The sequence below is a fragment of the Fluviirhizobium alvei genome (assembly GCF_030551875.1).
Classification (GTDB): domain Bacteria; phylum Pseudomonadota; class Alphaproteobacteria; order Rhizobiales; family Rhizobiaceae; genus Rhizobium_E; species Rhizobium_E alvei.
The window spans coordinates 162,995-176,590 of the sequence record NZ_JAUOZU010000006.1; the positions used below are offsets into that span (position 1 = coordinate 162,995).

10 protein-coding genes are annotated in these 13,596 nt (G+C 57.9%); 4 read left to right on the plus strand and 6 right to left on the minus strand.

All coding sequences use genetic code 11. The features are described from left to right. Positions 1–147: 147 nt before the first annotated feature. The 5 genes from Q4481_RS07205 to Q4481_RS07225 form a co-directional block, all read right to left on the minus strand. Entirely contained in the window at positions 148–1,287 is a 1,140-nt protein-coding gene (locus tag Q4481_RS07205; protein WP_304375653.1) for an MFS transporter, read from the minus strand. 118 nt (positions 1,288–1,405) lie between these two features. Next, on the minus strand, positions 1,406–3,241 hold the full coding sequence (locus Q4481_RS07210; RefSeq protein WP_304375654.1) for a calcium-binding protein: 1,836 nt from the start codon (positions 3,239–3,241) through the stop codon (positions 1,406–1,408). A 162-nt stretch (positions 3,242–3,403) separates the two neighbouring features. Next, positions 3,404–3,778, minus strand: coding sequence for a hypothetical protein (locus tag Q4481_RS07215; RefSeq protein ID WP_304375655.1), 375 nt, complete (start codon positions 3,776–3,778; stop codon positions 3,404–3,406). Between the two features lie 54 nt (positions 3,779–3,832). Beyond that, positions 3,833–4,291 (minus strand): cupin domain-containing protein, encoded by a 459-nt coding sequence (locus Q4481_RS07220; RefSeq protein ID WP_304375656.1) that lies wholly within the window; start codon positions 4,289–4,291, stop codon positions 3,833–3,835. A 12-nt stretch (positions 4,292–4,303) separates the two neighbouring features. Then, complete coding sequence (locus Q4481_RS07225; protein ID WP_304375657.1) at positions 4,304–4,942, minus strand: TetR/AcrR family transcriptional regulator; 639 nt, start codon at positions 4,940–4,942, stop codon at positions 4,304–4,306. 273 nt (positions 4,943–5,215) lie between these two features. Here Q4481_RS07225 and aspS point away from each other — a divergent pair, with 273 nt between their 5' ends. Next, entirely contained in the window at positions 5,216–7,006 is a 1,791-nt protein-coding gene (gene aspS / locus Q4481_RS07230) for an aspartate--tRNA ligase (protein ID WP_304375658.1), read from the plus strand. Positions 7,007–7,056: 50 nt separating this feature from the next. On the opposite strand, the gene Q4481_RS07235 is transcribed toward aspS, so the two are convergent. Continuing rightward, positions 7,057–8,250, minus strand: a complete 1,194-nt coding sequence (locus tag Q4481_RS07235) for an acyltransferase family protein (protein WP_304375659.1) — start codon at positions 8,248–8,250, stop codon at positions 7,057–7,059. Between the two features lie 248 nt (positions 8,251–8,498). Between Q4481_RS07235 and creD the strand changes: the two genes are divergently transcribed. The 3 genes from creD to Q4481_RS07250 all read left to right on the plus strand — a co-directional run bounded on the left by creD (position 8,499) and on the right by Q4481_RS07250 (position 13,595). Beyond that, positions 8,499–9,923 (plus strand): cell envelope integrity protein CreD, encoded by a 1,425-nt coding sequence (gene creD, locus Q4481_RS07240; protein ID WP_304375660.1) that lies wholly within the window; start codon positions 8,499–8,501, stop codon positions 9,921–9,923. Positions 9,924–10,080: 157 nt separating this feature from the next. Then, positions 10,081–11,187, plus strand: a complete 1,107-nt coding sequence (locus Q4481_RS07245; RefSeq protein ID WP_304375661.1) for a helix-turn-helix transcriptional regulator — start codon at positions 10,081–10,083, stop codon at positions 11,185–11,187. Between the two features lie 161 nt (positions 11,188–11,348). Then, positions 11,349–13,595, plus strand: coding sequence for a calcium-binding protein (locus Q4481_RS07250; protein ID WP_304375662.1), 2,247 nt, complete (start codon positions 11,349–11,351; stop codon positions 13,593–13,595). Position 13,596 lies beyond the last annotated feature (1 nt).

Sequence of the window (13,596 nt, forward strand, 5' to 3'; positions counted from 1 at the left end):
AAAGTGCCAATGTTAGCAGGACCTGGCGGTCGGCCAAAAACGTCATGTTCCGTTATCAACCCGTTAGTCGCTAAAAATCAATACTGGGAGCAGGAGTTGTCAGGTTATCCCGGGAAAACCGTCACGGTTGCCTTTCTAAAGCCACAGTCAGCCGGGCCGCCGGACCACGCGGCTTAATGTATAGCTCAGAAAGATGATCTGAACCGAGGCCGTGAAGACAAACAGTGCCTTCGGCCCGTACCAACCCATGAATGTGGCCGCAAGTGACGGGCCGATGATGGCGCCAAGCGACCAGAAGAACAGGATGCCGGCCGAAATGACCGCATATTGTCCCGGTCCGGCACGGTCGTTGGCATGGGCCGAGCAGAGTGAATAGAGCGGCATCGAAAAGGCGCCGAGCATGAAGACGCCGACAATATTGCCCCAGATGGTGCTGCCGGCGACGAGAACGAGAAAAAGGGACGCAAACAGCGCGCCTGCCGTGGCGACCATAATCACGCTGCGCCGGTCCTTGATGTCGGAGAAATGTCCGAGCGGATATTGCAGGATCACGCCCGAAATGATGCCGGCGGCGAGAAACCAGGCGGTAATGGTCGTGTCGAACCCAAGTTCGCGCGCATAGACGGGGCCGAGCGAGCGGTAGACCGTGTTGGTCATACCCACGGCAATGCATCCCGTGGCGGCGAGCGGCGAGATCTTCCACAGGAAGCGCAGGTCGAAATTCATCTTGTCGGGCGGCGCCGGGCTCGATTTGTCGGCGAGCGAAATCGGTGTCAGCGACAGCGAAAAGGCGATGGCCGCAATCGCAAACAGCGTGAACCCTTCGCCGCCAAACCAGGGCAGGAAATACTGCGCGAGTGTCATCGAGCTCAGGTCGATATAGCGGTAGATCGAAAGCGTGCGGGCCCGGATCGAATTATCGACGCGGGAGTTGATCCAGCTTTCGATGGCGGCAAACAGCACCGCGAGACAATAGCCGTTGATGAGGCGCATCGCCATCCACAACCATGGATTGATGATGAGCGCCGTCATCAGGATGGTGACGGCAACGATGGCAGCCATCGCCGCATAGGCACGGATATGACCGATGGCACGCAGAAGCTGGGTCACATGCATGCAGCCGAGCGCGAATCCCACATAGAAAAACGCCGTGATCAGACCGATCAGGGATAGTGGGAATCCTTCCGTCGTGCCGCGCCAGGCAAGCAGGGTCGTCTGCAATCCATTGCCGAAAATCAGCATGGAGGCCGAGGCGAAGAGCGGAAACAACGGTACGAGTTTTTTCATGGGGCTGGCACAGGGGCGGGACTCACGCGATCCTAGCCGCGAAACGCAGTCCCGTCTCCGAAGAAAAGCCGCCATGCACCAAAATGTCAGTGGCGGCTTTCCGAATGGCGATAACCGGTCAGAACAGGAAGTCGCCGGCATCGAGATCCGCAATTGCCACATTCGCGAGGCGGATATCCTGGCCATCTGCGACCCGGATCAGGACATCGTGGCCCGACACGCGGAGATGGTTGGCGGAAAGATCGTCGAAATCGGTAATCGCACGGATTGCACTCAGATCGATCCTGTCGGTCTCTTCACCCGAGGCCTGAAAATCGAGTATCCGGTCGTGCCCGTCTCCGGCCTTGAACAGAAAAACGTCGCTGCCAGAACCGCCGGCGAGACGGTCATCATCCTTACCGCCGCTCAGCAAATCGTCGCCCGCGCCGCCATTCAACCGATCCTTGCCGGCATTCCCGGAAAGCGTGTCACCGCCCGCGCCGCCGGACAGGACATTGGCACCGAGATTTCCGCTGATTTTGTTGGCGAGCAGGTTTCCCGTGCCATTCAGATCGGCTGTGCCGCTCAGGGTCAGGTTCTCGACATTGCCAAGTGCAGCGAGGCTGTAATTGATGCTTGCGGAAATGCTGTCGGTGCCCTGCAGGGCAAATTCCCGCACTTCATCGCGCCGATTGTCGACGAGATAGATGTCGTTGCCGAAACCGCCCGCCATGATATCGGCGCCTTTACCGCCATCGATCCGGTCATTGCCGCCAAAGCCGAACAGATTTTCGCCCCAGACCGTGCCGACCAGGCGATCGGCCTGACTGTCGCCTTCAATGTCGGGCGCATAATGCCGCTGCTCGAGCTCATAGCCACGGCCTTCCTTGTAGGTGTTCCAGCTGATGATCCAGCTGCCGTCAGAGAGCGTTGTAATTTCAATATCCAGCATCTGATTGGCTCCGGTCTCGTCGCTGACGAGCGTCTCGGTTCCCACCTTGTTGCCGCTTGCATCGAACCGCTGTTGGAAGACGCCAAGCGTGTGGTCTTCGTCGGATCCGGCCCAAACCGTGACCCAGCCGTTATCCGGCAGGCTGGTGACGGCGGCCATGTAGAAGCTGGTCGACTGATCGTTCACCCGCGTTTCCGCCATGAGAGGGTTGCCATCCTGGTCGAAGCGGCGCTGGTAGACCCCGGCCGGCCTTCCATCGACAGCGGATGAATGCCAGGTCGCAACCCAGCTTCCATCGGAAAGAGCCGTTATGGCGGGAACAATCTGGTCCCCGTTGGTGCTGTCATGAAGGCGGATCTCGTCGCCAACGGCAGCCCCTGTCTTGTCGAAACGCTGGGCGAAAGCGTCTCCTGTGCCATTATAGCCCTGATAGGTGACGAGCCAGCCACCATCGGCAAGACCAACAACATCGGCCGCATATTGCAGACCGGCCGGCTCGACGTTGGCCCGCATTTCGCCGCCGACCGCCGTTCCATCCGCTGCGTAGCGCTGCTGGTAGATGTCAATGCCATCGTCCTGGCCGGACGACTGCCAGACAACGACCCAGCCGCCATCCGAAAGGGTGGCGATTTTCGGCGTGTATTGCTCGTTGTCGGTGAAATCGTTGACCATCTGGACATCACCGATCGCTGATCCAGCCGCATCGAAACGTTGCTGATAGATCTCGGATGTGCCGTCCTCGGTGCTAGCTGCCCAGGTCGTGACCCATCCTCCGTCAGCTAGGCCAATGGCAGCGGTTCCATCCACATATTCGAACGTGGGCGTGTCGATGACGGTTGCCGACCCGATCGTGGCCCCGTCTGCGCCGTGGCGCTGCTGGTAAACCGTGGTGACATCATTTTCGTTGACAGACCAGACATTGAGCCAGCCGCCATCGGAAAGGGCTGTTGTGGTTACGTAGCGCAAATCCAGCAAGGTTGTTTGGATAAGGGCAGTTTCTGCGGCTGTTGCATGGGAAGACATTTCAAGCTCCGGACATAGGTCATCGTTTCCGCAAGCATGCGCTTGCGGATCGATGGAGGTTCTGTTTGACATTGCCCGTCGTCGGGCGTTCGAATGGCGCTGGCGTTAGCGCGCTTTCAACCGCGAGGCTTCCTAAATTTTGACTAAGCGGTTTCCTAAGCGTCAGATCATGGAGGCTTTGGTGCGGAAGACCACGATGGCGAAGATCAGCATCGCCACGATGGTGAGGATTGATCCGATTGCGGCCATCGGTTCGCCGAATGAAAAGCCAAGCAGAACGCCCGCAAGGCCAGGCGTCAGGATCAGCAATCCCAAGACTGCCGAGATCAGTTGTGCCTGCGCCATCCTGCCTGCCGCGGCATGCGGTCTCTGCGCATAGAACAGGCCCGCCAAGAACATGCCAACCCAGCCGATCAGGTTGATGTGCGCATGAACCGGCGCAAGTGTATGATCGTGCGAAGCCGCCATGTAGACACCCATGGCCATCCCGATCAATCCAAAGCTGACACCCAGTTTTAGAAAGGTCTGTGAAAGCATTTTATCTCACCTGTTAAAGGAAGAAGAGTGACCGACATCTCGGTCACTGTCGTATCAGCCGTGAAGCACTTCAATGCCATGGCGTTCGCATGCAGCCATAACGGCGCCGATTTCCTCAGCGGATGGCGGGCCTGCTGGCGGAACGTCCTTGCTGCCAAGATCACGGAAAAAGCTGCCCATGGAAGCCTCCACGATCGAGAGCATCTGCGCTGGCACGTCGCCCGAATTGACATAGTTATGCGGTTGATAGGAGCGCAGCGTCAGCACATCGCCCGCATGGGCAACGACCTGCGAAGGCGGCGTGGAGTCGAAGAGCGTGAAGGTGATTTCTCCGCCCAGAACACGGAAAATCTCTATCGACTCGTGCTTGTGCGGCGGTGTGCCTGACCCGGGCGGAACGGTGACCTCGAGCACGGTCAACCCTTTCTCTGGTACTTCACCCATGAATTGCACTTTATCGCGGATCACCCAGAGAACTTCGGCGCTCTCTCTCGTGTTGAATGCAATACCCATTTCATCTCTCCTTCAAGTTTTGGGATTGTGTTCGTCAGCATTTTTCTGATCATCCGGCGCCGTTTCTGCAGCTTTCAGAATTGTCTGCATCGCCCACGACACTGCCTCTCCGGCTTCCTTGCCGGTCATGCCGGCATAGTCTTTGAGAAGTTCCCACGCGCCTGCGCTGTACAGGAGATGGAAAAGAGCTTCGGCGATTTTTCCTTTATCGGGATCCAGCTCGACCGGGGCCGAGCCCATGCAGGCCTCGAACGCTTTCCGGCGCGCGGCAAGTGTGCGCAAACGCATCGCATGACCCGCCGGAGTGTGGAGGCTTGCCCGGATGATGCCCTGGTTCTTGTCAAACTGCGGGAATGTCGTCAGCGGCGCGTGCATGAGCTCCGAAAGCGTCGAGGGCAGCGTGCTCGCCCCCATTTCTTCGTTGATGTAGACCCAGAAGGCGTCGAACAAGGCTTCCCTGGTGGGGAAGTGTCTGAAGACGGTTCGCCGTTCCACGCCAGCCGATTTGGCGATTTCATCCATGGAAACGTCACCGAACGGATTGAGATTCAGCAGTTCCGACGTCGCTCGCAAAATGCGTTCGCGAGTCTCCTGAGTCTGAGACTGCCTGAGCGGCGACGAATATCTGCGGTTGCTGCTTGTGTCTGACATGATGTCTCTCTTTATGTATTGATGTCACTGTTAGTGACATTAAATTTGGAGACTGTCAACATCTCCCCTTGATGAACGATTGGCTGGTATCTGGATTGGCTCACCATTGGCCTACGGATGGTGGCATTTGCTTGCGGTGGTCCGCTGCCGCCGGTGGTTTGCCTGCCTTCAGCCTTGACAAATCTGGCTCTTCATGCGCTTGTCCGCCCAATTCCAAAGCCGAGATTCCGCGTGTTCGCGGGATGATTTCAAGAGAGAATGCAGGAACCGACCATGCACCGCTACCGCAGCCACACTTGTGCCGCCCTCCGTAAAACCGATGTTGGCGCGACCGTCCGCCTTTCCGGCTGGGTGCATCGCGTTCGTGACCATGGCGGCGTACTTTTCATCGATTTGCGCGATCACTACGGCATGACCCAGGTCGTCGTCGATCCCGACAGCCCGGCTTTCAAGGCGGCCGAAACCGTGCGCGGCGAGTGGGTGATCCGCATCGACGGCGTGGTCAAGGCCCGGTCTGACGAGACCGTCAACAAGAATATGGAAACCGGCGAGATCGAGCTCTATGCGAAGGAGATCGAAGTTCTCTCTGCTGCACGCGAACTGCCGCTGCCGGTGTTCGGCGAACCCGATTACCCGGAAGACGTCCGCCTGAAGTACCGTTTCCTCGATCTGCGCCGTGAAACGCTTCACCGCAATATCGTCAAGCGCACCCAGATCATTGCTGAAATGCGCAACCAGATGAACGGCGCCGGCTTTGCCGAATATACGACGCCGATCCTGACCGCTTCGTCGCCGGAAGGCGCGCGCGACTTCCTGGTGCCGAGCCGCATCCATCCCGGCAAGTTCTTCGCGCTGCCGCAGGCGCCGCAGCAGTACAAGCAGCTTCTGATGGTCGCTGGTTTCGATCGCTATTTCCAGATCGCCCCCTGCTTCCGTGACGAAGATCCGCGCGCCGACCGCCTGCCGGGCGAATTCTACCAGCTCGACCTCGAAATGAGCTTCGTGACGCAGGAAGATGTCTGGGCCACGATGGAACCGGTGATGACCTCGGTGTTCGAAAAGTTCGCCGATGGCAAGCCGGTCACCAAGGAATGGCCGCGCATTCCCTATGACGAGGCGATCCGCAAGTATGGTTCCGACAAGCCGGACCTGCGCAACCCGATCGTGATGGAAAATGTCACCGAACATTTCGCCGGCTCCGGCTTCAAGGTGTTCGCCAACATGATCGCATCGAACCCGAAGGTCGAAGTCTGGGCGATCCCCGCCAAGACCGGCGGCTCGCGCGCCTTCTGCGATCGCATGAATGCCTGGGCGCAGTCGCTCGGCCAGCCGGGCCTCGGCTACATCTTCTGGAAGGAAGAAGACGGCAAGGTCGGCGGTTCGGGTCCGCTCGCCAAGAATATCGGCGAAGAGCGCACCGAAGCCGTCCGCACCCAGCTTGGACTTGAGGCGGGCGATGCCTGCTTCTTCGTCGCTGGCGAACCGGCCAAGTTCTACAAGTTTGCCGGCGAAGCGCGCACCCGCGCTGGCGAGGAACTCAACCTCGTCGATCGCGACCGCTACGAAATGTGCTGGATCGTCGATTTCCCCTTCTTCGAATGGAACGAGGACGAAAAGAAGATCGATTTCGCCCATAACCCGTTCTCGATGCCGCAGGGCGGTCTTGAAGCGCTTGAAAGCCAGGATCCGCTCAGCCTCAAGGCCTATCAGTATGATGCGGTCTGCAACGGTTTCGAAATCGCCTCGGGCTCGATCCGTAACCAGTCGCCGGAACTGATGGTCAAGGCCTTCGAAAAGGTCGGCCTGTCGCAGGCCGATGTCGAAGACCGTTTCGGCGGCATGTATCGCGCCTTCCAGTATGGTGCGCCTCCGCACGGCGGCTGCGCCTTCGGGATCGACCGTGTCGTCATGCTGCTCGTCGGTGCCAAGAACCTGCGCGAAATCTCGCTGTTCCCGATGAACCAGCAGGCGCAGGATCTCCTGATGAACGCGCCGTCCGCCGCAACGCCGAAGCAGTTGATGGAACTGTCGTTGCGCGTCATTCCGCCGATGAAGAAGGATTGATCGGCGAAGAAGACCGATCGGATGTTATTGTTGAAACCGGCCTGATAATATCAGGCCGGTTTTTTCATGGCCACGGGCAGGGTGGCGATCCGCTTTGCGAACTGGCGGAAAGGCCGTTGGCCCGGCACCTCGATATATTTGTAGGTAAAGTGGCTGACCGCGACGATCAGCGCAATCATCACGATCGCCAGAAAAGTCCCTTCCAGCCGAGAGACGTTGAAGAATGTCATCCGTTCGCCTGCCACGATTTCCATCCGGACGAGATCGATACCGGTAAACCGCTCGAGGATCGATGCGAGGTTGATGAAGCGCAGCAGGATCCATGCATGGATGACATAGACGGAAAGGGAGATCGTGCCGAGATAGACGAGAGGTTTTATGGACAGGAACCGCGAGACCTGTCCGCCGCCGATCGAGAAGACGACCAGAACCATGAACTGGAAAACCAGAACAAAGGCGCCATAGGGTGATGTCGCCCAGGCGATCTGCGCCAGGATCATCGCTGCAAACACGGCAATTTCGAGCGCTGTCATCGCGCTTGTCGGTACCGCCGTGAAATCGATCCTGCGCCGGAGTTCGCTGAAGACCCGGAAGGCGATTGCGCCGACGGAAAAACCGAGGATCGAACGGAAGACGCCGAAATCATGGTTGGAATGCATATGCTGCGGCGCCAAAAAGATGAGGATCGAGGCCGAAACAATGGCGCCGCCGATAGCCCAGGGCAGGAAATTCCGGCCACCGAACACGACGGCAAAACCGAAATAGAGATAGGCGAACCATTCCGTAGAGAGACTCCAGGCCGGATAGTTCCAGGTGATGGTGTCATGCAGGCCGATGCTGTGGATCAGCAACAGGTTGGTGATGATTGCTTCCGGCGTATTGGTGCCGGTGAAGGCCTCGCGCCCGGTTTGGCCATAGGTGCTGAGGAACGGCGCCATCGCCAGTTCCGTCACGACGAACAGGGCGAGCACCGCCACATGGATCGGATAGAACCGTCCGAGGCGCTCGATCAGGAAGCGTCGCAAGCCATAGCCATTGGCCAGCGGCGCCTCGAAGGCAGCAACGATCACGAATCCGCTGAACACGAAGAAGAGATCCACGAACAGATCTCCGGACATGTGAAAGGCCGTGCCGTGAATGAAGGTCAATCCCGGAAAATGCGCGAGCACCACCAGCAGGCACAACAGTCCTCTCAAACCATCGAGGGCCGTGAACCGGGCGGGTTGCGATTGGGCTTTTTCCATCAGGTCTATTCCGACGCTTTACATCGACTTACTATGCATGGCGAAAGTTTAAAAACGAATGGAAATGGAAAGTATTCTTAATTGCGTTGGTGAATGTGCGTCATCGATGATGCTGATGACGATAACTGCGGATTGATCCACCAATTTGCCTCAATATCGCCAACGGGCCGTCCTGATCCGGCGGTGATTGAGCCACAAAGGCGAAACACCCTGTTCTGGTTGTAATTCACAGCCAGACAGGGGAAGTCATGACTGATAATCAAGAGATCGGGGCCGATCCGGCCCTCAAGGGACCGTCGCGACCGCAAGGCTTTGCAGCCTTCATGCGCCTTCCGGGCGTCAAGTTCGTTCTCATCGGCATCATCACCATGCTTCTGCTCGTCCCGACCTTGCTGGTCTGGGCGTTGGTGGAAGAGCGGGCCCAGCGAGCGGATGAGGTGGCGAGCCGTATCGCCAATGGCTGGGGCCAGAAACAGACGATCAATGGGCCCTATCTCGCCGTTCCGATGATCCGCGACCTGGAAGAGACATCGGCAAGCGGCGTCGTCTCTCGCTACAAGCAGACAAGTTGGGTGCTGCTGATGCCGGAAACCCTCGATGTGAAAGCGGATTTGCAGGTCGAAGACCGTAAACTGTCGATCTATTCGCTGCCGGTCTATAATGCGAAGGTCAAGATCAGCGGCCGCTTCCAGCCAAATCCGGCAACCGCTCTGGCGGAGATGGATGGCACGCCGGATTTCACGCGTGCCTTCCTCGTCATGCATATCGCTGACATTACCGGGGTGCGCTCCAATGTCGATCTCATGATTGATGGTGTTGCCGTTCAGCCTTTCGAGCCGGGAATGCGAAGCATTTTTGCATTGCGGCCAGGTCTCTACAATTCGGTGAACGTGTCGGATTACGACAAGACCGACACCGGCATTCATGGCGCCGTCGAACAGGCGAAAATCGAAAAGGGCTTCTCCTTCGCGATGAATCTCTCATTGAATGGCTCGTCGCGTCTGTCGGTCGCGCCTGCCGGTCAGACGACCTCGCTTGCGGTGGCCGCCAATTGGGCCGATCCCGGTTTTGAGGGCCAGTTCCTCCCCGAGACGAAGACCATCAGCGCCGAGGGGTTCAAGGCGAACTGGACCATTCCCTATCTGGCACGCGGCGTGGCCAAGATCTCAGCTGGCGACGTCATGCCGTTTTCGAGCAATGTCATGCAGATCGGCCTCGTCCAGCAGGTCAAGTTCTACCAGCTTGTGTCGCGAACCCTCAAATATTCGATCGGCTTCGTCTCGCTGGTCTTCTTTGCGGTCTTCATTCTCGAACTCAAGGGCGGGCGATCCGTCCACTGGGTGCAATATGTCCTGACCGGTCTGGCGCTTATTATTTTCTACATTCTGTTGCTGGCGCTTTCCGAACATGTCGGTTTCGGCCCGGGCTATGCGGTTGCCGCCTGTGCAACCACCTTGCTCATCTCCTTCTATGTCGGATCGGTGACCCAGAGCAGGAAGAGCGGCCTGTCGCTGGCGACAGTGCTTGGTCTCTCCTATGGCGTTCTCTATCTGGTGATGCGCGAGGACGAATATGCATTGCTGGCCGGCGCGCTGATATCCTTCGTCACGATTGCCGCGACCATGTATTTCACCCGCAATATCGACTGGTCGGGCAGGGGCCTGAAAGACTGACAGGCCGATCTACGCTCTAAAGACCAACACCACCGGCTGGGTGATAAACGTAAGATTGTTTCTGGTGTTTTTTCTTCATCCTGTGGTTTTATCTTGATTGGAATGCTAGGCTGATCCGTCTTGTAAGAGATATCTTCTGAAAGTCGGATTTTCATTCATGATATATTGCGAGACCAAGCCCTCGATTGCGGTTGCCAATATCAGGGCCTTGGCAGCGCTGGCAGGCCCGGCGGAGTATCGTCTGCCGGACCTTGTCGAAATCCTGCGCGGCTATGTCCGTTTCGACGGGATCAAGATGACCTGGACGGACGAAAACGACAGGCCGGCCGCCGTCTGGCACGTCTCGCCCGACATGCAGGCAGGCACCCAGTCGCTCGAAGTGTTCCACAGCCGTTTCTATAACAATGTCGAAAGCGATGCGGTCGTCTCGTCACGCGATCTCCTGCGTGGGGCCCGCACCGTCGACAATTGCCACCGCTACGGCGAAGGTTTCTACGATTCCGAACTCTACTGGACCATCATGCACCCGCTCGGCTTTCGCCATGCGCTCAGGCTGGTGCTGCGGGGGCCTGATCGGCCGATCGGTTTTCTGACCCTGATGCGCGGCGTCGGCGAAAAAGCCTTTTCATCGGAGGACGAACAGCGGCTGAAAACCGTCGAAGATCTGCTCACCCACGCGATGGCCCGCAACGCCATGCAGGACGAGAGCCAGCTGGTGCCGGTCAGCGATACCGCGCTCGTCATTTGCGGCAATCGCGGCGACCTCTTGCATGTCAGCGACGAGGCCCGGCAATTCCTCAACTATATCTTTGCGCCGAGCTTTTCGATGGACGTCATCCACCGCAACTTCGCGCGCGAGGCCAAGGCCTGGCTCTATCCGCTGGTGCGCCACACGCTGATGCCCTTTGCCAAGCGGACAAGCCGTCCGCCGGCACTTTACCGGCGCAACCAGTGGGGCGGTTTCTCGGCGCGCGCCTACAGCCTTTCCGCAGCCGAGACAGGGCAGACGGAAACGGTCGGCATTACGCTGACACGCCATATCCCGCTGGCACTCAGGCTGATGCGCCACCCGGCCGTGCATGAGCTGCCCCGGCGGGAAAAGGATGTCTGTCTCAAGCTCGCCGAAGGCATCAGTGTGCCGGAAATTGCCGCGAGCCTTTCGATGAGCACCCATACGGTGCTCGGCCACGTGACCTCGCTCTACCAGCGCTTCGAGGTCAACAGCCGCGAGAAGCTGATGATCAGCCTGCTATCGTCGCACTGACGCTCTCACATCCTCCACGCGCAGACAAACCGACTTCCTGCAAAACCCCCAAGACCTTGGGGGGAATGCGCCTCCGCCCCCATGCTATCGCCTGATCCATACATGCAAGCGCCGACAATTCTGTTCCGGCGCAAACGGCAGACGGATTGCGAGAGAGAAACATGGCAACGAAGAAGCATAACCTCACCACCCATAAGGATACGATCACCGGCAAGGCGGGTACTGATCTTTTCATCGGCACCAAGGGCGAACTTGGCAACAATGACATGCTGAACGGCGGCGCTGGCTTTGACACGATCACGGCGGTCGTCAGCGGCAAGTATCTCGCACCGGTGATGAAGAGTATCGAGAAAGGCGTGTTCACGCATGCGGGCAACAGCCAGCTCGAGATCAGCCTGGCCCATGCAGAGAAGATGAGGAACGTCACCCTGAAGGACCTGCACTCGGAGGTCGTCGTTCGCAACGCCGCAGCCCTCAACACATTAACGGTCACCAATCTCGATGGGCATGATGTCGATATCTTCGACGTCGATATGAGTAAGTCGCTGACACAGCACCTTTCGGTCAACAATGTCCACAATGCAGCAATCGAATACCACGCACTGGGCAACCTGCAGCCACACACGCTGGATGTCTCGCTGAGAGCCAGCGATGTTTATTTGCACGGCGACATTTCTGCAATCGAACTTGCCGTTCATTCGAATGGCAAAGCGCCCAGCACACTGAGTTATGCCGCGGATGGGAGCCTGGAGTCTATTCAGAAGGTCACCATTGACGGCAACGCCGACCTGAACTTGAACATCAGCCAGACCGCCGCGTTCCGTTCCTTGACGATACTCGATGCCTCGAAATTCAAGGGAGACCTTGATACCCAACTGCAAAGCGACAAGCTAACATCGGTTCAGAGCGGCTCCGGCAACGATTCTTTTGAAATCTACGAACTGGTGCCGAAGAGCATCGAGAAAGCCCAGATCAATATGGGCGCTGGAAACGACGTGGTTTACATAGCTCACCTCGTCATGAATCAAAACACGGCGGTTCTGGATGGCGGCACTGGCACCGACACCGTGCATTACAACGGTCAGGATTCCGGGAAACTCTCTGCGTTCAGCAGATTCGAAATTCTGGCGCTTGAGAGCATGTCTGGCACCTACACATTGGATAATGACTGGAGAAAGGTTCAGCTCTTTGGCGCGACGACCTCAGCCGATCAGGTGACGATCGCGGGCGGAACTTCGCTGGCGACAATCGTCGGCAGCACCGACAATGACTATATCGACATAAGCGACCTCGGCGGGACGGCCGCGCATAAGGCGCAAGTTCGTCTGGGAACGGGCGACGATATGGTTCGTACTTACCAGCTGGCGCTCGATTCCACGACACAGCGGATTGATGGCGGCAAAGGCCATGACGGCTTTGCAATCTGGGGTCACGTCGACAATGTCGGCGCGCTCTTCAAGAATTTCGAATATGCCTATATGTACAATATGTCCGGCACTTACGACTTCGCGGGATCAGGCGTGACCGGTATCGTCTTCGGCAGCATTCCGACAGGAGCCATGACGATCAACGGGTTGGCAAGCGGTTCCCTTGTCCAGATATTGGCAACGCAGACCACGATCACGACGGTCAATATCAATAATGCCGACAGTTCGAACACCGAAGGCTTTACACTTGATCTCGAAGGAACCGCAGATTTCGGCAACTCGACATTTGGTCTGATCGCGCCGCACCTGTCCGAATTGACGATCCAGAGCCAGACAAATGCCCATACGATGTATATCACCGAGGTCGGCGATGACTCTGACCTAGCGACACTGAACATTACCGGCAATGCGAAACTGACATTGCTCGCCTCCAACGGTTCGACCAGTTTCATCGACGAAATCAACATCACCAACACTGCAGGCGCCGATGTGCTGGGCCTGCTCGATGGCAACAAGGCGCTCGCATCCACCGGCGTCGATATCAACGGCGGCAGCGGGGCGGATGTGCTGGTCGGTGGCGTCGGCGCAGACACGATCTCGACGGGTGCTGGCAACGACACGGTTTATGGCTCCCTTGGCATCGACAGTGTCGATCTCAGCGGCGGCGGTCTCGACATGCTCATTTTCCGCGACTTCAGCGAGTGCGCCTACAATTCGGGCGACAATATCGCCGGCTTCAACATCTTCACCGGCATCGATATCTCCGATCTCGTCTCGTCTGCGAGCTTTGGCGGCAATGTCGCCAGCAACAATGCCGGCATGTCGACCCTTTCGACCAATCACACGGTGGGCTTCTTCAATACGGGCAACCACACGCTCTATGTCGATATCAACCACGACGGCGCGCTGACATCGGGCGAGGACATGGAATTCCACCTGACCGGACTGAGCAGTTTCAGCAGCGGCAGCCTGATCGGCTGAC